Raw genomic sequence first — 24,328 nt, forward strand, 5'->3', positions numbered from 1 at the left:
TTATGAGTGGATTACATATATTAGCGTTTGGTGCTCATGCCGATGATGTTGAAATCGGCATGGCTGGTACCATCGCTAAATATACAAAGCAAGGGTATGAAGTAGGTATTTGTGATTTAACAGAAGCTGATCTTTCTTCAAATGGAACGATAGAGTTGAGAAAAGAAGAAGCGAAGGTCGCAGCTCGTATAATGGGAGTAAAAACGAGGCTGAATTTAGCGATGCCAGACCGAGGTTTGTATATGAAAGAAGAGTATATACGTGAAATTGTCAAGGTGATCCGTACATATAAACCAAAACTAGTTTTTGCGCCGTACTATGAAGATCGCCATCCAGATCATGCAAATTGTGCAAAGCTTGTGGAAGAGGCTATTTTTTCAGCAGGAATCCGTAAATATATGCCGGAACTTTCACCACATCGTGTGGAGTCTTTTTATAATTATATGATTAATGGTTTTCATAAACCGAATTTTTGTATAGATATAAGTGAGTACCTCTCTATAAAGGTGGAAGCATTAGAAGCGTATGAAAGTCAGTTTTCAACAGGGAGTGATGGTGTTAAGACACCGTTAACAGAAGGTTACGTTGAAACTGTGATTGCTCGTGAGAAGATGTTTGGAAAAGAAGTTGGAGTCTTGTATGCCGAGGGATTTATGAGTAAGAAACCGGTTTTATTACATGCTGATTTATTAGGGGGATGTAAATGAAATTAAAAATAGGTATTACATGTTATCCTTCTGTAGGTGGTTCTGGAGTTGTTGGAACAGAATTAGGAAAGCAATTGGCGGAACGTGGGCATGAAATTCACTTTATTACATCGGGTTTACCATTCCGGTTAAATAAAGTATATCCAAACATTTATTTTCATGAAGTGACGGTAAATCAATACTCTGTATTTCAATATCCACCATACGATTTAGCGTTAGCAAGTAAAATGGCCGAGGTTGCACAAAGAGAAAACTTAGACATTTTACATGTGCATTACGCAATACCACATGCAATTTGTGCATATTTAGCAAAACAAATGATCGGAGAGCGTATTAAAATTGTTACAACCTTACATGGAACAGATATTACTGTGTTAGGTTCCGACCCTTCGTTAAATAATTTAATTCGTTTTGGTATTGAGCAATCGGATGTTGTTACTGCTGTCTCGCATTCATTAATTAACGAAACACATGAGCTTGTAAAACCAAGTAAAGAAATTCAAACGGTATATAACTTTATAGACGAACGTGTATATTTCAAGCGTAATATGTCTCAATTAAAGAAAGAATATGGTATAAGTGAGAGTGAAAAAGTACTTATTCATATTTCGAATTTTCGTAAAGTGAAACGTGTGCAGGATGTTGTTCAGGCATTTGCTAAAATTGTTAAAGAAGTAGATGCGAAGTTGCTTCTTGTTGGAGACGGACCAGAATTCTGTACGATTTTACAGATAGTGAAGAATTTACATATTGAAGATCGCGTTTTATTCCTAGGGAAGCAAGATAATGTTGCAGAACTACTTGCGATGAGTGATTTAATGTTGCTTCTATCAGAGAAGGAAAGTTTTGGTCTTGTTTTATTAGAAGCAATGGCGTGTGGTGTACCTTGTATCGGAACACGGGTTGGAGGTATTCCAGAGGTTATTCAACACGGGGAAACAGGATATTTATGTGAAGTTGGCGATACAACAGGAGTGGCAAATCAAGCTATTCAGCTATTAAAGGACGAGGAACTTCACCGTAATATGGGAGAACGAGCAAGAGAAAGTGTTTATGAGCAATTTCGCTCAGAAAAAATTGTTTCACAATATGAAACGATTTACTATGACGTACTAAGGGATGACAAAAATGGAAAGATTTAAAAAAGCTAGTTCTATTATTGAGACATTAAAGCAACAAGGACATGAGGCTTACTTTGTTGGTGGGAGCGTACGAGATCTTATTATCGATAGGCCGATTGGAGATATTGATATTGCGACATCTGCTCTACCAGAAGAAGTGATGGCTATATTCCCAAGAAATGTTCCTGTTGGTCTTGAGCATGGAACTGTAATTGTTGTAGAAAATGGTGAGCCCTATGAGGTAACTACTTTTCGAACAGAAAGCGAATATGAAGATTTTCGAAGACCTAGTAGTGTTCAATTTGTTCGTTCATTAGAAGAGGATTTAAAACGTCGTGATTTCACGATGAATGCAATTGCTATGACAGAAGAAGGCAAAATGGTCGATTTATTTGCTGGACAGGAAGCCATTCAACAGAGAGAAATTGTGACAGTTGGAAATGCTGCGGATCGTTTTCAAGAAGATGCCCTGCGAATGATGCGTGGTATTCGGTTTGTAAGCACGTTAGGTTTTTCATTAGAAATGAAAACGAAGCAAGCGATTGAAACGTATGGGCATTTGCTAGAACATATAGCAATTGAGCGTATTACAGTAGAGTTTGAGAAACTGTTAACTGGTACATATTGTGTGAAAGGTCTCAAAGAATTAGTAGAGACGAAGCTATTTTCTCATTTGCCATATTTACAAATGTCAGAAGAGAGACTGTTAAAAGCTACGCAGTATAAATGGGATTCTTTCGAAACGGATATTGAGGCGTGGGCATTTTTCTTATATTGTATCGGAGAAGAACATCCATCTGTCTTTTTACGTCAATGGAAGTTTTCGAATAAAAAAATAAAAGATATTGTTGCAGTTTTATTGACAATCCGTACTAGAAAGGAGAAGGATTGGGATACAGTCCTTCTTTATAAAACGGGAATTCATATCGCTGAAATGGCAGAGAGAGTATATGAAGCGATGATTGAACGCTATGACCCTACATCTGTTGAACGAGTACAATCAATGTTTCATGCATTGCCAATCCAGGAGCGTCAAGAAATGAATGTGACTGGTAATGATTTATTAAACTGGGCAAACAAAAAGCCTGGTCCGTGGGTTGCTGAGATGCTTCAGAAAATCGAAGAAGCAATCGTACAAGGAAACGTAGTTAATGAGAAAGAGCGTATAAGGGAGTGGCTACAAGGATGCAATCTACTATAAGAAAGCAGTTATTGCAAGTTTTTTCTGAAGCGGATGGCGAGTTTGTATCCGGCCAAACAATTAGTGATAAACTTGGTTGTTCAAGAACTGCTGTGTGGAAACATATGGAGGATCTGCGGAGTGAGGGATATGAACTTGAAGCTGTGCGTCGATTAGGTTACCGAATTGCAAGTAAGCCAGACAAAGTGACCGCTAATGAAATTCAGTTAGGGCTACAAACGAAGCGGATTGGTAGAACAGTGTATTTTGAAGAAACTGTTGAATCAACGCAGCACATTGCAGCAAAACTTGCTTATGAAGGTGCAGAAGAAGGAACAGTCGTTGTAGCAGAAGAACAAACAGCGGGAAGAGGTCGTTTAAGCAGAAAATGGCATTCACCAAAAGGAACAGGGATTTGGATGAGTATTATTTTACGCCCATCAATCCCAGTTCATCATGCACCGCAACTTACTTTGTTAGCGGCCGTTAGTGTTGCACAGGCAATTGAAAAATGCACGGGTGTAAACGTAGGAATAAAATGGCCAAATGATATTTTAATTCAAGGTAAAAAGGCTGTAGGTATATTAACAGAAATGCAAGCGGATCCTGATAAAATTAATGCTGTCATTATGGGCATCGGTATTAATGCGAATCAAAAGCAAGAACATTTTGATGAAGAAATTCAGCACATTGCTACTTCATTAGCGATTGAATCAGGTAAGCCGATTGTTCGTGCAGAACTTATGCAACAAATCTATTTACAACTAGAAAAATTATATGAAGAGTATTTACAAAATGGTTTCTCTGTCATTAAAATTCTTTGGGAAAGTTACGCTGTGAGCATCGGGAAAGAAATTACCGCTCGAACGATGAGAGAGACAATTACGGGGTTAGCAAAAGGAATCACAGAGGATGGTGTATTACTTCTGGAGGATCATGAGGGGAAAGTACATCATATTCATTCTGCAGATATTGAAATTAAGTAAAAGAAGTTCCTCTTTTGGAACTTCTTTTTATTTCAATAGTTTTGAGTTGAATTTGTAACATGATAATAAATTTTTTTCATATTTAAAGTTCATTTCAAAATATCTTCCGCCTAGTTGGCAGGGCATGTTATTTGACGATTACTTTGCCTGCCATTCCTTTAAGAAGATGGTATCGACATATTAATTCATATGTACCAGTATTTTTAGGTTTCACGGTAATATTCTTTTCTTTTCCTGACTCGATTACGACGTCAATGCCGAGTTTTTTCACTGTAAAGGTGTGCTCGTTTTTACCTTTATTTTTCAATAGTAATGTTGTTGATCCTTCAAGCGGAATCGTGATAACATTTGGATTAAAGTAATCATCATTTAGTTCAACCTCAATCACTTTCGTTAAATCGGTGGGGGGTGTTACGACAGTAACTGAGGCAAATACATGGGAGGATCCTAAAGACATCCACCATACAATCATTACAAGCAAACTGCTGAATCGAAATAACCACCTGTTCATAGACATCTGCAATTCTCCTTTGTTAAGTACTTTCCTCAATTAACCTGCATCATTAGTTTAAGAGTTATACTATACAGTTAAATGGATTACAGAAAAAATTAACTTGGACTTTTTTAGCATGCGTTGAAAAAACATGTATCTTTTCAGGATTGAATTCTCCATAAAAACTGTATAGCATATATACTCTCGTGTTAAATTTCATATACCGTAATAAGAATAAAAAATTATTTTTTCAAAAAAATGTAGTAATTCCTTTTTGTAGTTTGCTATAATTAGTTCGAATGTGGGCAGTATCAGAGCGAACTGCACCATGATTCGAAGTCATACGAAAAATAATAACTTGGATTCTGCCTTGATCCAATAACGGACTGGGACAGAGGGATGAATAATGCCGACTAACACACAACCCTTCTGCCCTTTTATGGTCAGAGGGGTTTTTTATATGATTTCGGCCATCTCCTCTCTCCTGCATAAAGGAGGAGTAGTTTTTGAAAACAAAAACAGATTTTTTGAAGATGAAAGAGCAAGGTGAGCCGATTACAATGCTAACGGCGTATGATTATCCATCTGCTAAATTAGCAGAAGAAGCTGAAGTTGATATGATTCTAGTTGGAGATTCTCTTGGAATGGTTGTACTCGGATACGATTCAACAGTACCTGTAACAGTAGAGGATATGATTCATCATACGAAAGCTGTACGCCGTGGAGCGAAAGAGACGTTTATTGTAACTGATATGCCATTTATGTCGTATCACGTATCATTACAAGAAACGATGGTGAATGCACGTCGCATCGTTCAAGAGAGCGGGGCACACGCACTGAAGGTAGAAGGTGCTGGAGAAGTTATATCGACGATTCAATATTTGACGAACGCAGGAATTCCTGTTGTAGCGCATTTAGGTTTAACCCCTCAATCTGTAGGAGTGTTGGGTGGATATAAAGTGCAAGGAAAAGATGCGGAGAGTGCAAAAAAATTAATAGAAGATGCAAAGAAATGTGAAGAAGCTGGTGCAATAGCGCTTGTGTTAGAATGTGTACCAATGCAGTTAGCAGAACTTATTTCAGAGCAACTAACAATACCAACAATTGGGATTGGTGCAGGACAAAAAGTAGATGGGCAAGTGCTTGTTTATCATGATCTTATCTCATACGGCGTAAATCGTGTTCCGAAATTTGTGAAGCAATATACGTCTGTTCAAGAGGAGATTGTGCGTGGGATTTCACAATATGTTACTGAAGTAAAGACAAGGCAATTTCCTGAAGAAAAACATTCGTTCACAATGAAAGAGGAAGAATGCTTAGCGTTATACGGAGGAAAACAATAATGAAAATCGTAACTACAGTGCAAGAGATGCAGCAAATTACAAGCGAACTTCGTGCAAGTGGAAAGAGTATTGGTTTTGTTCCAACAATGGGTTATTTACATGAAGGCCATGCTACTTTATTACGTAAGGCAAGAGAAGAAAATGAAATTGTAGTTTTAAGTGTATTTGTAAACCCGCTACAATTCGGCCCAAATGAAGATTTAGATCGATATCCTCGTGATATTGATAGAGATGAAAATGTAGCAAAAGAAAACGGTGTAGATTATTTATTTTATCCGAGTGTAGAAGAAATGTATCCAGCAGAACAAACAACAACAGTAGAAGTTGTGAAGCGCACGGACGTATTATGCGGCCAACAAAGACCTGGTCATTTCGCTGGTGTTGCAACTGTACTGATGAAACTATTTAATATTACGGTGCCAACGCGTGCTTATTTCGGTATGAAAGATGCTCAACAAGTTGCAGTAATTGAAGGATTTGTAACTGATTTCAATATTCCAGTTACAATCGTACCAGTTGATATTGTAAGGGAAGAAGATGGTTTAGCGAAAAGTTCTCGTAACGTGTACCTATCACAAGATGAACGTGAAGAAGCTCTTCATTTATACCGCAGCCTATGTATAGCGAAAGAAAGAATTGAGGCAGGTGAACGTAATCCGGAAATCATTACAAATCTTGTGAAAGATTATATTGAGACGCATACGAAAGGCACTGTAGATTATGCGGATTTATATGCATATCCGTCATTAACAATGGTAGAGAAAGTCGAAGGAAGAATCATTTTAGCTATTGCAGTTAAGTTTGAAAATGTAAGATTAATTGACAATATAACATTAACGGTTAAATAAGGGGGAGCATCTATGTTTCGCACAATGATGAGAGCAAAGTTACATCGTGCAACTGTAACGGAGGCAAATTTAAATTATGTAGGTAGTATTACAATTGATGAAGACTTAATGGATGCAGTAAATATTGTAGAAAACGAAAAAGTCCAAATTGTAAATAATAATAATGGTGCTCGCTTAGAGACATACGTTATTAAAGGGGAACGCGGTAGTGGTGTTGTTTGTTTAAACGGTGCGGCGGCAAGACTTGTACAACCAGGGGACAAAGTAATTATTATTTGTTATGGGCTAGTTACGGAAGAAGAGATTCATACACAAGAACCAAAAATTGCAGTACTAGACGATAATAATCAAATTATTGAAATGTTAGGTGCTGAAAAAGCGGGTACGATATTATAAGTAGAAAGGCTATCTCCATTGCGGAGATAGCTTTTTTGTGCATCTTTTCATTAAGATGAGATAAAACGTGGTATAGTAACATTATATAAATTATTGTTGTTTGAAAGGTAAGAAATTGAGGTGTTACATATATGAGTAAGCGTTATGTCGTTGTTGATTTAGAGACGACAGGGAACTCCTGGAAAGATGGGAAGGATAAAATTACCCAAATTGCAGCTGTTGTAGTAGAAGATGGAGAGATATTGGAGATTTTTTCGTCTTTTGTTAATCCAAAGAGAGAGATCCCACCATTTATTACAGAATTAACAGGGATTGATGAAAGTCTTGTAAAACAAGCCCCGTTATTTCAAGATGTAGCCCCGATGATTGTTGAGCTATTACAAGGTGCGGCTTTCGTTGCGCATAATGTTCACTTTGATTGGAATTTTTTAAATGAAGAATTAAGGCAAGCTGGATATACAGAAATACATTGTCCGAAAATCGACACGGTTGAATTGGCTCAAATTCTTTTGCCGACAGCCGATAGTTATAAATTACGTGATTTAGCTAAAAAGCATGAACTAGAGCACGATCAACCACATCGTGCGGATAGTGATGCTCTTGCAACAGCGGAATTATTTTTACAATTTTTAAATGAAATTGAAAAGTTACCACTTGTCACGTTGCAATCGCTTTATGAATTAAGTGATGTGTTCCAAAGCGATATAGCTGATGTGCTTTCTGAAAATATTTTAAAGAAAGTAATGCACGGTAAAGAAGATATAGCGGAGTATGAAATACATCGAAATATTGCGCTGAAAAAGCGGAACTATTCCTTAAACCTTGGAGAAACGTGTTCATCAAAGTTTGATGCTTTCTTGAATAAAACGATGGATAAATTGGAATCACATATGCCAAAGTTTGAAAGAAGAGAAAGTCAACAACTGATGATGAAAGAGATATATACGGCGTTAAGAGATTCTCGTTTTTCACTAATTGAAGCCGGTACAGGAACAGGAAAGACTCTCGCTTATTTGCTTCCTAGTCTTTATTTTGCAAAGAGAAAAGAAGAACCTGTCATTATAAGTACACAAACGGTACAACTCCAACAACAAATATTAGAAAAAGAAATTCCGTTATTACAAAAAATAATGCCATTTTCATTTGAGGTAGCTCTTCTAAAAGGAAGAAAGCATTATTTATGCTTACATAAATTTGAGTATGCTTTGCAAGAGGAAGAAAAAAATTATGATATGGCACTTACAAAGGCGAAGATTTTAGTTTGGTTATTGCAAACTGAAACAGGTGATCGAGACGAATTAAATATTCCTGAGGGCGGAAAGTTACTTTGGAATCGTATTTGTAGCGATGCGTATAGTCCAGGCGATATGCAAAGTAATTGGTTTAGTCGTTGTTTTTACCAGCGAGCGAAGAATAAAGCTTTATTTGCAGATATCGTTATTACAAATCATGCGTTATTATTTCAAGATTTTTCAAGTGAAGAACCGTTGTTTGCTTCATGCGAACATATTATTTTTGATGAAGCTCACCATATTGAAGAAGCCGCGAGTAGAACATTGGGTGAACAGTTCTCTTGTATGTATTTTCAATTGGTTATATCTCGTCTTGGGACACTAGAAACAGAAGATGTACTCTCCAAAGTATATAAAATGATGAAAAAATCAGAGCAAGCATCTCGTTCAACTTTCCGTATGATAAGTTATAGTTTGAAGGAACTTAAGTTTGATGCGGATGAACTCTTCCAAATGTTACGTACTTTTATATTTAAACAAACAAAGCAAGAGCAAGGAACGAATAATATGCCGCTCATCTATAGGTATAACGCAGAACTAGAAAAAGGTAAGTTGTGGGATAGTATCGTCGAATTAACAAATCGTTTTATATATGAATTAAGAAGGGTAGTAACTGCTCTTGAGAAGCAAGTGGATATATTGCAAAGTAAGTTAGAATGGGAGATGCATGTTGTAACAGGTGAATTTATGCATTTAATTGAGTTGCTGAGAAAGATGGCAGAATCATTACAGTTACTCGTATTAGAAAAGAATTCGTATGTAACTTGGATGGAGACTGAAACGAAAGGGACGATTCATTCAACAGTTCTATATGCACAGCCTGTTCATATTGGTGAAAGATTTGCTGATGAATTTTTAACAGAAAAAAAGAGTGTTATTTTTACATCCGCAACACTAACAGTTAACGATACGTTTGATTATATAAAAGAGGAACTTGGTTTACATGATTTCGCTCCAAATACTTTAAAGGTTCCGTCGCCATTTCGTTATGATGAACAGATGAAATTAATGGTGTCAACGGATGTACCTTTTATTAAGCAAGTAAGTAATGAGCGATATATTGAATCTGTATCGGAACATATTGCAAAGATAGCGAAAGCCACAAAAGGCAGAATGCTCGTTTTATTCACTTCGTATGAAATGTTAAAAGAAGCGTATGCGAATTTAAAAAATAATGATGAATTAGAGGGGTATTTATTACTGACCCAAAGTGTGAATAATAGAAGTCGAAGCCGCTTAATTCGAAAGTTTCAAGAATTCGACAAATCAATTTTATTAGGGACGAGCAGTTTCTGGGAAGGAATAGATATTCCAGGAGATGCCTTAAGTTGTCTTGTTATAGTCCGTCTACCATTTACACCTCCTCATCAGCCGATGATGGAAGCGAAAGGTGAGTGGCTAAAAAATCAAGGTGAAGATGTATTTGCTAAATTAGCGCTTCCACAAGCAATATTACGTTTCAAACAAGGATTCGGCCGCTTAATTCGAACGAATACAGATACAGGAACGGTAGTAGTGTTAGATCGTCGTTTGACGAGTTCTTCCTATGGAAAACGATTTCTACAATCGATTCCTAACGTACCTCTTTATGAAGGGCCATTAGAAGAATTGTTAGTACAATTAGAAGAACCACCAAATGAATAAAAATGGAAGAAAAATACGCCTGAAGTACTTATAAACTTCAGGCGTAAAAAATGTGGGTAGGAGGAATTTTATTTTTCTTACTTCTTGTATACAAAATGTGTTGGTTTTCGACTTGAAACCTTTTTTTGCTGTACATGTCCTGCTATAATAGATGGGTGATGAAGCAGGGGTTGTAAAGAATGTACTCTTATTGTAACCGCATTGCGTTCTTCTATAATTAGAAATTTTTGTGTAACGGAGGAGTTTTTTCATGGAGAAGAAAATCGAAGTACTATCAACGACGCGTATTAAATATTCGTCGGATTTGTATAAAATTGTTGATAGTTTAAATCGTACGTTAAAAGAGCAGGACCTCATGTTCGGACTAGCATTAGACGAAAAAGATAAAGAAACAGCTGTATTTACGATTTACAGAACGTAGTGATACAATGAAAAAGTGGATCTTTGCAATCATTATTGTTATCGTTGCTAGCGGAATATATGGGGCGTATGTTTATAATAAAGCGATGGGAAAGAAAATTCCAAAAGAGTCGAAATTTGTAGAAATTGCTAAAGAAAAAGCAAAGCTTACAAAGGTGAAATCTGTTGATTATTACAACGGAAAATCTGCATATATAGTCGTGCAAGGTACAGATGAAAAGGGAGAACAACTTATCGTTTGGGTGCCTGAGAAAAAAGGGGATACTGTAGTAAGGAAAAAGAGCGAAGGTATTTCTGAAAAAGAGGCTATACAAAGAACAATAGAGCAAGTCGGCAATGAAAGTAAGGAATCAAAAAGTAAGCCGAAAGAGATTATGAAAGTGAAATTAGGCTTTGAAAATGATGTACCACTATGGGAAGTTACATATATTGATGATGACAATCGTTATAGTTATTACTATCTTGAATTTAAAGATGGAAAATTTTTAAGACGATATAGCATTGAAAAATAGATGTAGGGGGAACTACAAATGAAATTAGCAAAGCGAGTAGCTGCTTTAACACCGTCTTCAACTTTAGAAATTACAGCAAAGGCACAAGCATTAAAAGCAGAGGGTCATGATGTAATTGCATTAGGGGCAGGGGAACCTGACTTTAATACACCAGAGCATATTATGGATGCTGCACATAAAGCGATGTTAGAAGGGCATACGAAGTATACACCAACAGGTGGATTACAATCGTTAAAACAAGAAATTGTGAAGAAATTTACTCGCGATCAAGGTATTGCGTATGATCCATCTGAAATTATTGTATGTAATGGTGCAAAGCATGCATTGTATACATTATTCCAAGTATTACTTGATGAGGGAGATGAAGTTATCATCCCAACTCCTTACTGGGTAAGCTATCCAGAGCAAGTAAAGCTTGCTGGCGGTAAGCCGGTTTATGTAGAAGGTTTAGAAGACAATGAGTACAAAATTACAGCAAAGCAGCTGCGTGAGGCAATTACAGAGAAAACGAAAGCAGTTATTATTAATTCACCGAGCAATCCAACAGGAATGATTTATAGCAAAGAAGAATTACAACAGCTTGGAGAAGTATGTTTAGAACATGATATTTTAATCGTTTCTGATGAAATTTATGAAAAATTAATTTATGGTGGCGTAGAATATACTTCAATTGCCCAGCTTTCTAATGCATTAAAAGAACAAACACTTATTATTAATGGTGTATCTAAATCTCATTCTATGACAGGATGGCGTATTGGATATGCTGCAGGAAATAAGCAGCTTATTAAAGCGATGACGAACTTAGCGAGTCATAGTACGTCAAACCCTACTTCAATCGCTCAATACGGCGCAATTGCGGCATATGCAGGCTCACAAGAACCTGTGGAAACAATGCGTCAAGCCTTTGAAGAGAGATTAAACATCATTTATGATAAATTAATTCAAATCCCTGGCTTTACTTGCATTAAACCGCAAGGTGCATTTTACTTATTCCCTAACGTAAAAGAAGCTGTAGCTTTATCAGGATATGCAACAGTTGATGATTGGGCAAAAGCTCTATTAGAAGAGGAAAAAGTGGCTCTTGTACCAGGTACAGGATTTGGTGCTCCAAATAATGTTCGCTTATCATATGCGACATCTCTTGAACAAGTAGAGAAAGCATTAGAGCGTATCCATACATTTATGAAAAGTAAAGTGCAAGCTTAATTTTATATTTCATTCATGTAATATAAAAAACCTCCCCATTAATAGGGAGGTTTTTTTGACGAATTGTGGCAAAAAGAAATAGCTAAAGGTGTGTTATACTAGAGAGCGAGGTGTTTGGTGATGAAAAAGAAAATGATGTTACAGTGGTTTGAGCAGGGAAGCATTGCAATTCCAAAATTACTTATGATGCATTATAAAAAATTAGGTTTAAATGAGACGGAATTTATGGTCGTACTTCATGTACACACATTTTTAGAATCAGGTAATTCGTTTCCGACTCCATCAGAGATTTCTGAACGGATGACGATAACGGAAATGAAATGTATGGAAGTAATTCAAGCATTGATTCAAAAAGGGTTTTTATCACTAGAAGGTGGACAAAGATCAGAAGCGATGATGTGCGAAAGTTATTCTTTACAACCGTTATGGGAAAAAATATTACATTTCTTAATGGATGAATCAATAGAGGAAGAGCAAAAAGAAAAAAAACAGCTGCAAGTAAATTTATATACAGTATTTGAAAAAGAATTTGGAAGACCACTTTCGCCGTTCGAATGTGAAACGTTAGGAATGTGGGAGGACCAAGATCAACATCATCCAAATTTAATTCAAGCGGCTCTTAGAGAAGCTGTAATGAGTGGAAAACTAAATTTCCGATATATTGATCGTATTTTATTTGAGTGGAAAAAGAATGGAATTAAAACGGTAGATCAGGCTCAAAATCAAGGTCAAAAATTTAGAGCGAATCAACAAAGAGCACAACAAATGACAAAACAAGAGACGAAATTTACTGGAAAAGTGCCTTTTTATAATTGGTTGGAGCAGTAATATAGGAGGAAGTATATGTTAAATAAAACGCAAATTCGCTATTGTTTAGACACAATGGCGGATATGTATCCAGAAGCACATTGTGAATTAATTCATGAGAATCCTTTTGAATTAGTAATCGCGGTGGCACTATCTGCACAATGTACAGATGCACTTGTAAATAAAGTGACGAAAAATTTATTTCAAAAATATAAAACACCAGAAGATTATTTAAGTGTATCTTTGGAAGAGTTACAACAAGATATACGTTCTATTGGGTTGTATAGAAATAAAGCAAAAAACATTCAAAAATTGTGTCAGATGTTGCTGGATGATTACAATGGAAAAGTTCCAGAAGACCGTGACGAGTTGACGAAATTACCAGGAGTAGGGAGAAAAACAGCAAATGTAGTTGTTTCGGTAGCGTATGGCATCCCGGCAATTGCTGTTGATACGCATGTAGAAAGAGTGAGTAAACGGTTAGCGATTTGTAGATGGAAAGATTCGGTGTTAGAAGTAGAAAAAACATTAATGAAGAAAGTACCGATGGATGAGTGGGGAGTTACACATCATCGTATGATTTTCTTTGGACGTTATCACTGTAAAGCACAACGACCGCAATGTGAGGAGTGCAGACTGTTAGAAGTATGTCGTGAAGGAAAGAAGCGAATGAAGGTGAAATAAAGGATGGAGCGAGTTATAGAAATACCGAAAGAATTTCACTGTTTACCATTTTTTAAAGAAAGTGTAAATTTAATTAAGTATCATACAGACAATTCTTTTGAAGAGATAATACAAAATACTTACTTTATATTTGATATTGAAAGACAGTATGAGCCGTGGAAGGAAATTGAAAACAGCATTCCAGCGATGTTGAATGTATGGAAAAATAAGCATGAAGACATTGCTATACTGTTTCGAAATAGAAATAAGCAAGAGGCTGAGGGACCAATGATTCTTTTTGCAGCTCACTTGTTATCGGTTGTCTATTGGCTAAATGAACAACCTGTTCATAGTTTGAATGAAATGCAAATAAATACGAATAAATTAAAAGTGCAACCTGTTAATTTTATGGAAAGATATTCATTCATTATAAAGAAACCGAGTAATTATCATTCTTATATTCAATTAGCGCAGTTGTATATCGAAATAGAAAAGCTGTATGTAAAGAAAATGATAACAAAAAAGAAGTCCGCTTCTCGTTAAGAGAAACGGACTTCTTTTTTGTATATTAGGACTCTGTTGTAACAACAGCACCGTCTGCGTGAGGTGTATCTCCTCCGGTATTTTGGTGTTGCTGTTCTTGTTGTTTCTTAGCCTCTTCATCAGCTTTTTTCTTGGCCTCTTCTTCAGCTTTCTTCTTAGCTTCTTCATCAGCTTTTTTCTTAGCTTCTTCATCAGCTTTTCTTCTAGCTTCCTCATCAGCTTTCTTTTGAGCTTCTTCTTGCTGTTTACGTTGTTGTTCTTGCTGTTGTTCTTGTTGTTTCTTAGCCTCTTCTTCAGCCTTTTTCTTAGCTTCGTCTTGTTTTACTTTATCTTCATTAGCCTTTTTCTGGGCTTCTTCATCAGCTTTTTTCTTAGCTTCTTCATCGGCCTTTTTCTTAGCCTCTTCTTCAGCTTTTTTCGCATCTGGAGTTCCGCCAGGCGCAGTGAAGGATGCACCAACTGCTGGGCTTGTTCCAGTGCCTTTTTTCGCTACTACAGAGAAGCTGTAAGTAACACCTGGTTTAATACCACCAAGAGTAGCTGTCGTACCACTTATTGATAGGCTACCACTTGAACCATCAGTTGCTTTATAGCTGGCTGCATATGCATCGACTTCTGCTGGTCCAGACCAGTTTAGTGTAACTGTGCTAGCGCCATCAAAAGTGACATTCAGACCACTAGGGGCATCTACTTTAATTTGTTTAATTGCATCTTTTTTCGCACCTTTTACGTATAATTCTCCGTTTATTTCTTGTACAGAAGAAGGACGTTCAAAGCGAGATTTATCTGTAGCGAATTTGCTCATCATTACTTGGAACATTTGCTGTGCAATTTTAGTATAACGATCACTAATGTAGTTTTCTGGACCATTCTTTACGTAACCCGTCCATACAGCCATCGTATATTGTGGTGTATATCCAGCGAACCAGCTATCCCTGTTTGCATCAGCTGGAATGCCGTATTTCTTTAAATCTTTTGCATCAAAGTTTTGCGTTCCAGTTTTACCCGCTACGTCAACACCTGAAACATATGCTGTTGGTCCTGTACCACCAGAACCAGGTTTTACTACGTCACGAAGAACGTCAGTTACCATGTAAGCTGTATAGTCTTGCATAGCGCGTTGTTCTTTCGGTTTAAAGCTTTTCTTTTTCCCGTCCGGGAAGGTTACTTCTTTTACGAAGTGTGGTTTATTATAGTTACCACTATTACCGAAGGTTGCATATGCACCTGCTACTGCTAATGGAGAACTATCGTTACTACCAATTGCAGTAGATTCATGTACTCCATTTTCAAATGTCATGCCTAAACCTTCAGCAAACTCTTTTGATTTATTAAGTCCAACTGTTTGAGCTGTCTTTAAAGCCGGGATGTTTAATGACTTCTTCAATGCTTCACGAAGTGAAACGTCACCTTTAAAACTCCCTGTAGCATTTTTAATCTTTGTGCCATCCGAATAAGTATATTCAGAGTCATTTAATTGATGGTAAGTAGACCATTGAAGATTCTCAATCGCTGGACCGTAGTCGAAAATTGGTTTCATTGTTGAACCAACTTGGCGTTTTAAATCAGTTGCCATATTATGACCTTTGAAAGTGGACTTATTTTCTTTACGTCCAGCACCAATTGCTCGAACTTCTCCAGATTGTGTATCCATAAATACGAATGATCCTTGGAATTGATCGTTTGGATACTTAATAAGATTACCATCCATAATTTTTTCAGCGTAATCTTGAGCATCTTGATCAAGTGTTGTATGAATCGTTAAACCATCTGAACCGATATTTACATCAGGATATTCTTTTTCAACTTCTTTTACAACCGCATCTAAAAATGCTTGATACTTCATCTCAGTTACTTCTGAAGACGGTTGAAGGCCCTCAGTTACTGGGATCTTAACGGCGTTATTCATTTCTTCTTTTGTTATATAACCATGTCGATTCATTAATGATAATACGACATTACGACGATTTGTTGCTCGTTCAACATTTTCCTTTTTTGTTGGATCATAAATGTTTGGACCTTGGGGTAAACCAGCGAGCATAGCAGCTTCATGTAATTGCAAGTCTTTTAAATCTTTACCATAATATTTTTGCGCTGCTGTCGCAATACCGTATGAACGGTTACCTAAATTAATCTTATTTAAGTACATTTCTAAAATCTCATGTTTAGAGTATTGTTGCTCTAATTTGTAAGATAAGTACCATTCTTGTACTTTTCTTTTAGCAGTTTTGTCCATCGTTAGAAAGTAGTTTTTAACGACTTGCTGTGTAATCGTACTACCACCTTGGGAACCGAAACCACCAGTGACATTTTCCATAACTGCTTTTGTAGTTCGTTTAAAATCAATTCCATTATGATCATAGAAACGCGAATCCTCAGTTGCAAGGAATGCATTTTCAACTACTTTTGGAATTTGATCATAAGTAACGTGTGTTCGTTTTTCAGCACCGTATTCATAGAAGAAATTCCCGTTTTTATCAAGAAACTTTGTTGATAAAGGATTAACAAGTTTGGCTTTGTCTAATTTTGGAGCATCCTTTACCATAACAAAGAAAGCGGAAACGCCGGCTACAAGACCAACGATACCAAGAAGTAGACAACCTATAAGAAATTTCTTGAAAAAGGAGCCTTTTTTCTTTGGTTTTTCTTCTTTATGTGTTTTTTTCTCTTGATTTTTCACATGATTTCGTTCTGTACGAGAACGATAATTATCTGACATTATACTTTCTCCTACCTTTCATTCTCTCCCCCAAAAGTCGAAAAAAGAGCCTTAGTGATGACTCTATCACGAAAAATAAACCATGTCTAGTACACGGATATAGTCAATCCGAGGGTGATAACCGCATGATAATAAGGATCCATGCTCTTCTATTTCTTCTTTCGTAATCGACTTGCGTCCACCAGTATTTTGACGATTCCAAAATGCAATAATATGTTTTGCATCTAGTAAATAAAATTCATCAAAAAGTGTAAATTTAATAATAACAAATGCAATTCCATTATGAGCAACCACTTGCTTCATATGTTCAATTTGATGAAGGTGGAAGTTTTGAAGTGGGAAACTAGTTTTATTTTTTGTTTCCTTTGCTTCAAAATCGATGTATTTCCCTTTGTATACACCGTTGTAATCTGTTGTAGAAGGTTGTTTAAAATACGCTTCTTTTACCACTGCAGCACTTCGAGCGGGGTAATCTACTTTTACAATTTGAAGAGGTGTAGGCTTTTTATGTACACATGCAATATTATGGGTTAAGTAATATTGATTTGTTTCATTCAATTCCTCTTCAAGGGACATACCTCTATTACTATAAGTATGTGTTTTTATAGGTGTTTTTTGAGGTTGTGAAGCTTGATTATACCTTTTTCCATTTGGGTAACGAATGGTCATAGTGTGTCCACCCCCAACTTGCTAAGAATTACTTACAAAGGTGATTATATCAAAAAATGAAAAAAGATGTGACCTTTTTGATGAAAGGTATGATGACTTATTTATGTTTACATGGAATGATTATATGAAAATGAAACAAAATCGAGAAAAAAATTTTTGTACAGAGGAAGAAAAAGCAATCATTCACAATATTAAAAAGAAAACAGAAATAGCTAATGTGGACAATATTTCTCGGACACAATCTTATCAAGAATATTATTTAAGAAATAGTGAAATCAGGTGGGCCTTTTTAGCGAGTATGGTTTCGAGAAATGCGGGCTGGAATATGACTGATTTAGAAGGGAGATATTATGCTACTGTTTTACCTAGAACGGTAAAAAAACATTTATTTATTCTGTACGAACAGGCTAATTGGATTATTTTTTTAGATGCATTTCCTCAGCTATTATTGTATGAGGAAAGTAAGAAGAGACGTGCACCTCTCTTTCATTTGTTGCAATATTTCAACGTATCAATTTTTATGGAAAAAGAATGGTTACTTTTCTGGGAAAGAAGAGATATGAATAGGCTTATGACAGCGCTTATTATAAATGAACAAAATAAAATTCAAAAACCAGTCATTGAGAACACATATTTTAAAAAACATGTATTCCATACTGCACTTTTTAAAGTACAAGAAAGACTTCATATTAGTGCAGTTATCTTCCCAACAATTGAAGGGAGAATGTATGGATTTTCGGTTTATCAATTTGAAACGTTACAACAGCGTATAGAACTAGGAAAAAAATTAGCATGGTTATTGTTTCATCCAATTTATAATGGTTCGTTTTATAAGTTTGCATTGCAAACTACACATACTGGGTCTAGGGAAGATTATGAAGTTTACGCAAAGGAAACTCGAAAGTCTTATACGCCAACACTTAGAGATATTTATCCTGTTATTTTACATGAAGAAATAAAAATGAGAGATTGGTTTTGTGCAAATATGAAAATGAATGTGCTATTTGTACCTGAAGAACCTAAAGGGGAAGTTAATATAACAGAATGGTATAGAAGAAAGAGAGAACAAATCTATAGGCTATCTATCGCAAATCGTTTTGCTAAAAGGATGGATGAGTTCATGATATAATAAAAAAGAAGTCCCGTCTTCCATTTTGAAGACGGGACTTCTTAATTTGAAACAATCCTGCTATGTGTGCTACAACTTTAATCTCAAAACGTAATGCTAGTAGGAGATTAAGGGTGACTTGAAATTTAACTGTTCGTAATAAAGTCTCGCTTTATGTAGCAGGGAAGTTTGGACCATCTAGCTTTGGATTGCCAGTCTCGGGTTTATTTTGTTGTTTGTTTTGGTTTTTCTTTTTTTCATTTTTGTTCTTTGCCATTGTAATACACCTCCTTTTTGTATTGTTACCATTTCTATAAATGACATACGAAATGATTTCTTTGACGAATAACAACTAGTTTTGTCATGTGGGCAGGAGTGGTGAATCATTCGGCGAAATTACATGACAAAGGAAAAGCAAAGAAGGAGGCGTTTTGTATATGGCGATGGTTCAGAAGGAAGATGTAATGAAAAAAATGGATCAAATGTTAAGTTCTCTCGATTTGCTGGAAATGAATATAGGGATTAGAATGAATCATGCATTAAAGGATGCGAGTGAAAAAATATGCAATAAGATAGAAATAACAGAGATGCATATTGAACATATGGAAAATAAATTAGTGCATCACGAAGAGAAAGGGAATTGGGTAAAGACATTTCAAAACGTCGTAGTGAGTGCATAATAAGGTGGGAAAGAAATGAAGAATGAAGCATTAATACAGTCTTCAGAAAAACTCATGCAGTATAATAATGAAGCGAATGTAAAAAAGAGAGAACTAACCGAATACGACTTTTATAAGGATATGAAACCGTTTGTAGATAGGGTAGATGAGGAATTAAAGAAGTGGAAAGAATTAGCTTATAAGTGGATTAAAGAAGAAAAGCCAAAATATATACATGTACAGCAAATTGATCAAGTATATGATAATTTACAAACGAATGTGTTGCAATGCTTTGTAAATAAAGGTAAAGGTAAACGATTCTTTGAAACACACCAAGCCATTTCGTATACTTTGCAAAATATAGTTGAGCAATGTAAATAACAAGAGGGAGAGCCCTCTTGTTATTTTTATGCTTCTGTCATTGTTGTAGGTTTTGTTGCGCCGTTTATTTCTAATTCTTTTATTAATGTTCGATAATCTGATATACATATTTTTCCTTCGAGATACCAATGTCTCGCAAAGTCTAATAATTCATTTGCATTCTCTGTGCAATACCCCTTTTTTTGAGAAAACGCTTGTTTTAAATCCCCTAATACCATGTTGATTCCTCCCCCATGAGAATCTTCTTCTTCATTATCATAGCATGGAAGGGTTTTCTTTTTTAATTTTTTAAAAATTTAAACTTCCGACAAAAATAGACAGATACTCCATCACACATATTATTTTATAGGTACATATTATATATGTAGAAACTTATGTGAAGGAGGAGAGAATGCATGTTTCAACAACCTAACTTATATCAGCAAACGAATCCATATGCACAGCAAAATATGTACCAATATAATACGGATACATATTTACGGTATAATATGTATCCTTTCGAGCCTTATTATGGAAATCAAAATTATTATCAACCGTTTGAAGTGTCCTTTATGAATCAAGCTCAACAACCACAACAGCAGCAACCTTATGTGAATCAAGCTCAACAACCACAACAGCAGCAACCTTATGTGAATCAAGCTCAACAATCACAAGCTCAGCAACCATACATGAATCAACCACAGCAGCAGCCTTATATGAATTCGCAATATTATATGCCACCACCATCTCCGTATGCTAATCAACAAGCGATGTTTTATCCACCAAAACAACCGTACCCGACGCAGGGTAAGCAAAAGCAACAACAGCCAAGTCAGTTTTCTAGTTTTGTTTCTCAATTTAAAACATCAGATGGTAACTATGATGTAAATAAAATGATGAATACAGCTGGACAAATGATGAATGCGATGAATCAAGTGACAGGTATTGTAAAGCAAGTTGGAGGCTTTTTTGGTAAGTGATGTTGAAGAATTGTCTATAAAAACAATGTAAATGAAATAAAGGACTAGACAAATTTCCTTGTAATAAATGGGTATATATAACAAACGGCTTTCTCTCTTTTCTCATACTGTAAAGTGTAATCAGATTTTTTTAACGAGAGAGGAGAGAAAAAACTATGCATCATTGTCATCCTTGCTTTGGAGGGCATAAGCCTACAGGACCTATTTGTACGACTGCTCCTGTCATTCATCCGACGAAACAATGCGTAACACACTCTTTTTCAACAACGGTGGTGCCACACATTTTCCCAACACATACAACACATGTACATCATCAACAAATTAAAAACCAAAACTTCTTCCCGCAAACAAATTCAAATGTAAATGTTGTGGACCCAATCGACCCAGGATTCGGTGGCGGATGTGGACCGTGTGGCCATGGTCATCATCATCATCACCACGGTCATCAAATATCTCCATTTGGGCCAGGACCGAATGTATCACCGTTTGGACCAGGACCAAATGTATCACCGTTTTTACCAAACAATGTATCACCAGTAGGTCCAAATATCGGACCAAACGTTGGTGGAATATTTAAAAAGTAAATGATATGTTAGAACTAGCGAAATGCTAGTTCTTTTTTTTGTAATTGGAGTGTTGATATGAAAGTTATTGCAGTAACAGGATATAAGCCATTTGAACTTGGAATATTTAAAAATGATCATCCAGGAGTGGAGTGTATAAAGAAAGCATTACACCGTAAATTAATCACTTTTGTAGAAGATGGTTTAGAATGGGTTATAATAAGCGGCCAATTAGGTGTAGAATTATGGGCTGCTGAAGTTGTTTTTGAAATGCAAGTAGAATATCCTGATTTAAAATTAGCGGTATTCACTCCGTTTTTAGAACAAGAAGAAAATTGGAAAGAAGATAATCGTGAATATTACGAATTTATTCTTTCTCAAGCAGACCATGTTGATAGTATCACGAAACGGAAGTATGAAAGCCCAGAGCAATTTAAATTAAAAAATCAATTTTTTATTGAAAAAAGTGATGCGCTTTTAGCGGTATACGATGAAGAAAAACCAGGAAGTCCCAAATATATTGTAGAATCAGCAAAGAAAAAAGGGGAAATAGAAAATTATCACAGTTATTTCATTCTTTTTTCTGATTTACAAGATATAATAGAAGAGGAACAGTGGAATAATGCAGAGTAATATGTAATATAGTACTCGTATATATGATTGACAAAAAGCATTGTTTCTGAAAAAATTTAGTTAATGAAAGTTTTGGTAAAAATTTGAGGTGAAGAAAATGATTTCGGATAAAATTAAATTAACAGCGAAAGATATTTTAGAAAAAGAATTTAAAACAGGTATGAGAGGTTATCAGCAAGAAGAAGTAGACAAGTTTCTTGATATGATCATTAAAGACTATGAAGCTTTCCACAAAGAGTTTGAGCAATTAAAGCAACAAAATGCTCGTTTAAAGCGTGAATTAGAGGAACAAAAACTAGCAGTAACGCAAGTTCCGCAACAACCTGTACAAACACCAGTTGCACAACCGGTTTATAACAACACGAATACGGATATTTTAAAACGCTTATCTAACTTAGAAAAAGCTGTATTTGGAAGTAAGTTATACGAATGATGTAAGGTGGGAAAAGGTTTAAGCATTTTACATAGAAAAAAACGTTGCAAAATCTTTTTGTTTCCACTATACTAATGGATGTCATAACGTTTGGGTAATCGCTGCAACGCCAACGTTGTAGAGGAAAGTCCATGCTCGCACGGCCTGAGATGGCTGTAGTGTTCGTGCCTAGCCAATTCATAAGCTAGGGTATTCTGGCTGTAATGCTGGTTTAACGGCAGGGAAAAAACCTAAGTCCTTTCGGATATGGTTTGACTACCTTTAAAGTGCCACAGTGACGAAGTCCTTGAAGAAATGATAGGAGTGGAACGAGGTAAACCCCACGAGCGAGAAACCCAAATAATGGTAGGGGAATCTTTTCCAAGGAAATGAACGACGGGAAAGGACAGGTTTTATAACCTGTAGATAGATGATTGCCACCGGAGTACGAGGCGTGGGCCGTTTGTAGTACAAAGGAACAGAACATGGCTTACAGAACGTTATGAACCAACTATGAAATAACTCAGCTCTCCTTTGTTAGAGGAGGGCTTTTTATTTGTATGAAGTTATAAAGTATGAGTTAAAATGGTTAATGAGAAAATTTTTCGTAAAATGTAATAATTAATAGGACCAATTGCTATTAATTATTGTTTGAATATACATAAGAGGTGAATGAAAATGGGAAAAGTTACTTTAATTGCAACAGCGGCAATGGGTATTGAAGCGTTAGTTGCCCGAGAAGTTCGCGATCTTGGTTATGAATGTCAAGTAGAAAACAGCAAAGTAACATTTGAAGCAGATGAAAAGGCGATTTGTCGTACGAACTTATGGTTACGTACTGCGGACCGTGTAAAAATTAAAGTTGGCGAATTTAAAGCAACGACATTTGATGAGCTATTTGAAAAAACGAAAGCATTAAACTGGGGAGATTATATTCCAGAGAATGGTGAATTCCCTGTTATCGGTAAATCTTTAAAATCTGAATTATTCAGTGTTTCGGATTGCCAACGTATCGTTAAAAAAGCTGTCGTTGAAAAATTAAAAACAACATATAAACGTACAACTTGGTTTGAAGAAGATGGTCCGTTATTCCGTATCGAGATTGCAATGCTCAAGGATATTGCAACATTAACAATTGATGCGAGCGGTGTTGGGCTTCATAAACGTGGATACCGTATGGATCAAGGGGAAGCTCCGTTAAAAGAAACATTAGCTGCGTCTTTAATTAAATTAACAAACTGGAAGCCAGATCGTCCATTTGTTGATCCATTCTGTGGATCAGGTACAATTCCGATTGAAGCAGCATTAATTGGACAAAACATTGCACCAGGATTTAACCGTGGTTTCGCATCTGACGAGTGGGGCTGGGTAGGTAAACAAAACTGGCGTGAAGCTCGTCAAGAAGCTGAAGATTTAGCGAACTATGATCAACGATTACAAATCATTGGATCAGATATTGATCATCGTATGATTCGAGTTGCTCAAGATAACGCAGAAGAAGTAGGCTTAGGCGATTTAATTACATTTAAACAAATGCAAGTAAAAGATTTCACAACAAAAGAGGATTATGGCTACGTTGTAACGAATCCTCCATACGGAGAACGTTTAAGTGAAAAAGCACTCGTTGAACAACTGTATAAAGAAATGGGACAAGTATTCCGCCCATTAGATACATGGTCAGCGTATGTATTAACAAGCTACGAAGCATTTGAGAAGTGTTACGGAAAAGATGCGTCGAAGAAGCGTAAGCTGTTTAACGGATTTATCCGTACAGATTACTACCAATACTTCGGAAAACGTCCACCGCGTAATTCATAGTATAAAACTCCTCTAGCGCGCATATACTGGCTATTATGTAATGCGTAAAGGAGGAAGTCATATGGATAATTTTCAATTATCAATGATTCAAAAAGCTATTCACCGTACGTATGATGAGCTCGGAAAAGAAGTGGATAGTCAAGGTGCGATTGTAGATGAAATACAAAAAGCACAAGAAGAATATTTGTCAGCTCTTTCACATGAAACAGCGATTGATAAACGGTATTTAAAGTCATTAATATAGAA

General features: G+C 36.0%; 28 protein-coding genes and 1 other RNA gene. 24 read left to right on the plus strand and 5 right to left on the minus strand.

Annotated elements, in window-relative coordinates:
* The first annotated feature begins 2 nt into the window (after window positions 1–2).
* From bshB1 to ACTFN4_RS08660, 4 genes are read left to right on the plus strand one after another with little or no spacing between them, the layout of a single operon-like run.
* A complete protein-coding gene (bshB1, locus tag ACTFN4_RS08645) occupies window positions 3–707 on the plus strand; it encodes a bacillithiol biosynthesis deacetylase BshB1 (RefSeq protein ID WP_000015673.1) in 705 nt (234 codons plus the stop codon).
* The gene (gene bshA, locus ACTFN4_RS08650; RefSeq protein WP_000768305.1) at window positions 704–1,849 is read left to right on the plus strand and encodes an N-acetyl-alpha-D-glucosaminyl L-malate synthase BshA; all 1,146 of its coding nucleotides are present in this window, start codon (window positions 704–706) and stop codon (window positions 1,847–1,849) included. The genes bshB1 and bshA overlap by 4 nt, the downstream gene beginning before the upstream one ends.
* The gene (locus ACTFN4_RS08655) at window positions 1,836–3,029 is read left to right on the plus strand and encodes a CCA tRNA nucleotidyltransferase (protein WP_000439321.1); all 1,194 of its coding nucleotides are present in this window, start codon (window positions 1,836–1,838) and stop codon (window positions 3,027–3,029) included. The genes bshA and ACTFN4_RS08655 overlap by 14 nt, the downstream gene beginning before the upstream one ends.
* Window positions 3,014–3,994 carry a biotin--[acetyl-CoA-carboxylase] ligase gene (locus ACTFN4_RS08660; protein ID WP_001192063.1) on the plus strand — a complete coding sequence of 327 codons (981 nt, stop codon included), beginning with the start codon at window positions 3,014–3,016 and terminating at the stop codon, window positions 3,992–3,994. Before ACTFN4_RS08655 ends, ACTFN4_RS08660 begins: the two co-directional genes overlap by 16 nt.
* Before the next feature lie 127 nt (window positions 3,995–4,121).
* Here ACTFN4_RS08660 and ACTFN4_RS08665 read toward each other — a convergent pair whose 3' ends face one another.
* Window positions 4,122–4,511 (minus strand): cupredoxin domain-containing protein, encoded by a 390-nt coding sequence (locus ACTFN4_RS08665; protein WP_000062388.1) that lies wholly within the window; start codon window positions 4,509–4,511, stop codon window positions 4,122–4,124.
* A gap of 482 nt (window positions 4,512–4,993) precedes the next feature.
* Between ACTFN4_RS08665 and panB the strand changes: the two genes are divergently transcribed.
* From panB to ACTFN4_RS08715, 10 genes are all read left to right on the plus strand, one after another.
* Window positions 4,994–5,830 carry a 3-methyl-2-oxobutanoate hydroxymethyltransferase gene (gene panB, locus ACTFN4_RS08670; protein WP_000851108.1) on the plus strand — a complete coding sequence of 279 codons (837 nt, stop codon included), beginning with the start codon at window positions 4,994–4,996 and terminating at the stop codon, window positions 5,828–5,830.
* A complete protein-coding gene (gene panC, locus ACTFN4_RS08675) occupies window positions 5,830–6,678 on the plus strand; it encodes a pantoate--beta-alanine ligase (protein ID WP_000707025.1) in 849 nt (282 codons plus the stop codon). The genes panB and panC overlap by 1 nt, the downstream gene beginning before the upstream one ends.
* 12 nt (window positions 6,679–6,690) lie before the next feature.
* The gene (gene panD / locus ACTFN4_RS08680; protein WP_000490184.1) at window positions 6,691–7,074 is read left to right on the plus strand and encodes an aspartate 1-decarboxylase; all 384 of its coding nucleotides are present in this window, start codon (window positions 6,691–6,693) and stop codon (window positions 7,072–7,074) included.
* A 131-nt stretch (window positions 7,075–7,205) separates the two neighbouring features.
* Window positions 7,206–10,010 (plus strand): ATP-dependent DNA helicase DinG, encoded by a 2,805-nt coding sequence (gene dinG, locus ACTFN4_RS08685; protein ID WP_439962211.1) that lies wholly within the window; start codon window positions 7,206–7,208, stop codon window positions 10,008–10,010.
* A 250-nt stretch (window positions 10,011–10,260) separates the two neighbouring features.
* Entirely contained in the window at window positions 10,261–10,431 is a 171-nt protein-coding gene (locus ACTFN4_RS08690) for a YpmA family protein (protein ID WP_000412179.1), read from the plus strand.
* A 7-nt stretch (window positions 10,432–10,438) separates the two neighbouring features.
* Window positions 10,439–10,942, plus strand: coding sequence for a cell wall elongation regulator TseB-like domain-containing protein (locus ACTFN4_RS08695; RefSeq protein ID WP_000758739.1), 504 nt, complete (start codon window positions 10,439–10,441; stop codon window positions 10,940–10,942).
* 18 nt (window positions 10,943–10,960) lie between these two features.
* Window positions 10,961–12,148, plus strand: coding sequence for an aspartate transaminase AspB (aspB, locus tag ACTFN4_RS08700; RefSeq protein WP_000761560.1), 1,188 nt, complete (start codon window positions 10,961–10,963; stop codon window positions 12,146–12,148).
* A gap of 120 nt (window positions 12,149–12,268) precedes the next feature.
* Window positions 12,269–12,976 (plus strand): DNA replication protein DnaD, encoded by a 708-nt coding sequence (gene dnaD, locus ACTFN4_RS08705; RefSeq protein WP_000728542.1) that lies wholly within the window; start codon window positions 12,269–12,271, stop codon window positions 12,974–12,976.
* 15 nt (window positions 12,977–12,991) lie between these two features.
* On the plus strand, window positions 12,992–13,639 hold the full coding sequence (gene nth / locus ACTFN4_RS08710) for an endonuclease III (protein WP_000933030.1): 648 nt from the start codon (window positions 12,992–12,994) through the stop codon (window positions 13,637–13,639).
* A 3-nt stretch (window positions 13,640–13,642) separates the two neighbouring features.
* A complete protein-coding gene (locus ACTFN4_RS08715; protein WP_000442650.1) occupies window positions 13,643–14,161 on the plus strand; it encodes a YpoC family protein in 519 nt (172 codons plus the stop codon).
* 25 nt (window positions 14,162–14,186) lie between these two features.
* Here the strand turns inward: ACTFN4_RS08715 and ACTFN4_RS08720 are convergent, their stop codons facing one another.
* Both ACTFN4_RS08720 and recU read right to left on the minus strand, forming a co-directional pair.
* Complete coding sequence (locus ACTFN4_RS08720) at window positions 14,187–16,880, minus strand: PBP1A family penicillin-binding protein (RefSeq protein ID WP_439962212.1); 2,694 nt, start codon at window positions 16,878–16,880, stop codon at window positions 14,187–14,189.
* Window positions 16,881–16,946: 66 nt separating this feature from the next.
* Entirely contained in the window at window positions 16,947–17,549 is a 603-nt protein-coding gene (gene recU / locus ACTFN4_RS08725) for a Holliday junction resolvase RecU (protein ID WP_000155598.1), read from the minus strand.
* Window positions 17,550–17,652: 103 nt separating this feature from the next.
* Here recU and ACTFN4_RS08730 point away from each other — a divergent pair, with 103 nt between their 5' ends.
* A complete protein-coding gene (locus ACTFN4_RS08730) occupies window positions 17,653–18,678 on the plus strand; it encodes a DUF2515 domain-containing protein (RefSeq protein ID WP_000495658.1) in 1,026 nt (341 codons plus the stop codon).
* A 151-nt stretch (window positions 18,679–18,829) separates the two neighbouring features.
* Here the strand turns inward: ACTFN4_RS08730 and ACTFN4_RS08735 are convergent, their stop codons facing one another.
* A complete protein-coding gene (locus tag ACTFN4_RS08735) occupies window positions 18,830–19,009 on the minus strand; it encodes a hypothetical protein (RefSeq protein ID WP_001987054.1) in 180 nt (59 codons plus the stop codon).
* 85 nt (window positions 19,010–19,094) lie between these two features.
* Here ACTFN4_RS08735 and ACTFN4_RS08740 point away from each other — a divergent pair, with 85 nt between their 5' ends.
* Both ACTFN4_RS08740 and ACTFN4_RS08745 read left to right on the plus strand, forming a co-directional pair.
* Complete coding sequence (locus ACTFN4_RS08740; RefSeq protein WP_001252036.1) at window positions 19,095–19,337, plus strand: hypothetical protein; 243 nt, start codon at window positions 19,095–19,097, stop codon at window positions 19,335–19,337.
* A 15-nt stretch (window positions 19,338–19,352) separates the two neighbouring features.
* Entirely contained in the window at window positions 19,353–19,697 is a 345-nt protein-coding gene (locus ACTFN4_RS08745) for a YppE family protein (RefSeq protein WP_017673007.1), read from the plus strand.
* Window positions 19,698–19,723: 26 nt separating this feature from the next.
* Here the strand turns inward: ACTFN4_RS08745 and ACTFN4_RS08750 are convergent, their stop codons facing one another.
* Window positions 19,724–19,915 (minus strand): YppF family protein, encoded by a 192-nt coding sequence (locus ACTFN4_RS08750; protein ID WP_000242652.1) that lies wholly within the window; start codon window positions 19,913–19,915, stop codon window positions 19,724–19,726.
* 177 nt (window positions 19,916–20,092) lie between these two features.
* On the opposite strand from ACTFN4_RS08750, the gene ACTFN4_RS08755 reads away from it, so the two are divergent.
* The 7 genes from ACTFN4_RS08755 to ACTFN4_RS08785 all read left to right on the plus strand — a co-directional run bounded on the left by ACTFN4_RS08755 (window position 20,093) and on the right by ACTFN4_RS08785 (window position 24,326).
* Entirely contained in the window at window positions 20,093–20,656 is a 564-nt protein-coding gene (locus ACTFN4_RS08755; protein WP_016122190.1) for a YppG family protein, read from the plus strand.
* Window positions 20,657–20,811: 155 nt separating this feature from the next.
* Window positions 20,812–21,240: a CotD family spore coat protein gene (locus ACTFN4_RS08760; protein WP_000546270.1), complete on the plus strand. Its 429-nt coding sequence runs from the start codon at window positions 20,812–20,814 to the stop codon at window positions 21,238–21,240.
* 57 nt (window positions 21,241–21,297) lie between these two features.
* Window positions 21,298–21,852 (plus strand): DUF1273 domain-containing protein, encoded by a 555-nt coding sequence (locus ACTFN4_RS08765; RefSeq protein WP_000862908.1) that lies wholly within the window; start codon window positions 21,298–21,300, stop codon window positions 21,850–21,852.
* 97 nt (window positions 21,853–21,949) lie between these two features.
* Window positions 21,950–22,285: a cell division regulator GpsB gene (gene gpsB / locus ACTFN4_RS08770; protein WP_000622431.1), complete on the plus strand. Its 336-nt coding sequence runs from the start codon at window positions 21,950–21,952 to the stop codon at window positions 22,283–22,285.
* An 86-nt stretch (window positions 22,286–22,371) separates the two neighbouring features.
* Window positions 22,372–22,762: RNase P RNA component class B (gene rnpB / locus ACTFN4_RS08775), an RNA gene on the plus strand.
* 180 nt (window positions 22,763–22,942) lie between these two features.
* Complete coding sequence (locus ACTFN4_RS08780) at window positions 22,943–24,082, plus strand: THUMP domain-containing class I SAM-dependent RNA methyltransferase (RefSeq protein ID WP_000521224.1); 1,140 nt, start codon at window positions 22,943–22,945, stop codon at window positions 24,080–24,082.
* Window positions 24,083–24,143: 61 nt separating this feature from the next.
* Window positions 24,144–24,326, plus strand: coding sequence for a DUF3921 domain-containing protein (locus ACTFN4_RS08785; RefSeq protein WP_000368570.1), 183 nt, complete (start codon window positions 24,144–24,146; stop codon window positions 24,324–24,326).
* Window positions 24,327–24,328: the final 2 nt, after the last annotated feature.

This window comes from Bacillus cereus group sp. MYBK95-2 (assembly GCF_051915225.1).
Taxonomy (GTDB): domain Bacteria; phylum Bacillota; class Bacilli; order Bacillales; family Bacillaceae_G; genus Bacillus_A; species Bacillus_A cereus.

What these genes read in the sequence shown, in the direction of transcription:
- ACTFN4_RS08720 (WP_439962212.1), bottom strand. Translation starts at nt 16,880, where the DNA reads ATGTCAGATAATTATCGTTCTCGTACAGAACGAAATCATGTGAAAAAT.
- dnaD (WP_000728542.1), top strand. Translation starts at nt 12,269, where the DNA reads ATGAAAAAGAAAATGATGTTACAGTGGTTTGAGCAGGGAAGCATTGCA.
- ACTFN4_RS08745 (WP_017673007.1), top strand. Translation starts at nt 19,353, where the DNA reads ATGAAGAATGAAGCATTAATACAGTCTTCAGAAAAACTCATGCAGTAT.
- ACTFN4_RS08740 (WP_001252036.1), top strand. Translation starts at nt 19,095, where the DNA reads ATGGCGATGGTTCAGAAGGAAGATGTAATGAAAAAAATGGATCAAATG.
- ACTFN4_RS08665 (WP_000062388.1), bottom strand. Translation starts at nt 4,511, where the DNA reads ATGTCTATGAACAGGTGGTTATTTCGATTCAGCAGTTTGCTTGTAATG.
- ACTFN4_RS08655 (WP_000439321.1), top strand. Translation starts at nt 1,836, where the DNA reads ATGGAAAGATTTAAAAAAGCTAGTTCTATTATTGAGACATTAAAGCAA.
- ACTFN4_RS08750 (WP_000242652.1), bottom strand. Translation starts at nt 19,915, where the DNA reads ATGGTATTAGGGGATTTAAAACAAGCGTTTTCTCAAAAAAAGGGGTAT.
- ACTFN4_RS08660 (WP_001192063.1), top strand. Translation starts at nt 3,014, where the DNA reads ATGCAATCTACTATAAGAAAGCAGTTATTGCAAGTTTTTTCTGAAGCG.
- bshA (WP_000768305.1), top strand. Translation starts at nt 704, where the DNA reads ATGAAATTAAAAATAGGTATTACATGTTATCCTTCTGTAGGTGGTTCT.
- ACTFN4_RS08765 (WP_000862908.1), top strand. Translation starts at nt 21,298, where the DNA reads ATGAAAGTTATTGCAGTAACAGGATATAAGCCATTTGAACTTGGAATA.
- dinG (WP_439962211.1), top strand. Translation starts at nt 7,206, where the DNA reads ATGAGTAAGCGTTATGTCGTTGTTGATTTAGAGACGACAGGGAACTCC.
- bshB1 (WP_000015673.1), top strand. Translation starts at nt 3, where the DNA reads ATGAGTGGATTACATATATTAGCGTTTGGTGCTCATGCCGATGATGTT.
- ACTFN4_RS08690 (WP_000412179.1), top strand. Translation starts at nt 10,261, where the DNA reads ATGGAGAAGAAAATCGAAGTACTATCAACGACGCGTATTAAATATTCG.
- ACTFN4_RS08730 (WP_000495658.1), top strand. Translation starts at nt 17,653, where the DNA reads ATGTTTACATGGAATGATTATATGAAAATGAAACAAAATCGAGAAAAA.
- ACTFN4_RS08755 (WP_016122190.1), top strand. Translation starts at nt 20,093, where the DNA reads ATGTTTCAACAACCTAACTTATATCAGCAAACGAATCCATATGCACAG.
- ACTFN4_RS08780 (WP_000521224.1), top strand. Translation starts at nt 22,943, where the DNA reads ATGGGAAAAGTTACTTTAATTGCAACAGCGGCAATGGGTATTGAAGCG.
- ACTFN4_RS08715 (WP_000442650.1), top strand. Translation starts at nt 13,643, where the DNA reads ATGGAGCGAGTTATAGAAATACCGAAAGAATTTCACTGTTTACCATTT.
- recU (WP_000155598.1), bottom strand. Translation starts at nt 17,549, where the DNA reads ATGACCATTCGTTACCCAAATGGAAAAAGGTATAATCAAGCTTCACAA.
- panC (WP_000707025.1), top strand. Translation starts at nt 5,830, where the DNA reads ATGAAAATCGTAACTACAGTGCAAGAGATGCAGCAAATTACAAGCGAA.
- ACTFN4_RS08695 (WP_000758739.1), top strand. Translation starts at nt 10,439, where the DNA reads ATGAAAAAGTGGATCTTTGCAATCATTATTGTTATCGTTGCTAGCGGA.
- nth (WP_000933030.1), top strand. Translation starts at nt 12,992, where the DNA reads ATGTTAAATAAAACGCAAATTCGCTATTGTTTAGACACAATGGCGGAT.
- gpsB (WP_000622431.1), top strand. Translation starts at nt 21,950, where the DNA reads ATGATTTCGGATAAAATTAAATTAACAGCGAAAGATATTTTAGAAAAA.
- ACTFN4_RS08760 (WP_000546270.1), top strand. Translation starts at nt 20,812, where the DNA reads ATGCATCATTGTCATCCTTGCTTTGGAGGGCATAAGCCTACAGGACCT.
- panD (WP_000490184.1), top strand. Translation starts at nt 6,691, where the DNA reads ATGTTTCGCACAATGATGAGAGCAAAGTTACATCGTGCAACTGTAACG.
- ACTFN4_RS08785 (WP_000368570.1), top strand. Translation starts at nt 24,144, where the DNA reads ATGGATAATTTTCAATTATCAATGATTCAAAAAGCTATTCACCGTACG.
- aspB (WP_000761560.1), top strand. Translation starts at nt 10,961, where the DNA reads ATGAAATTAGCAAAGCGAGTAGCTGCTTTAACACCGTCTTCAACTTTA.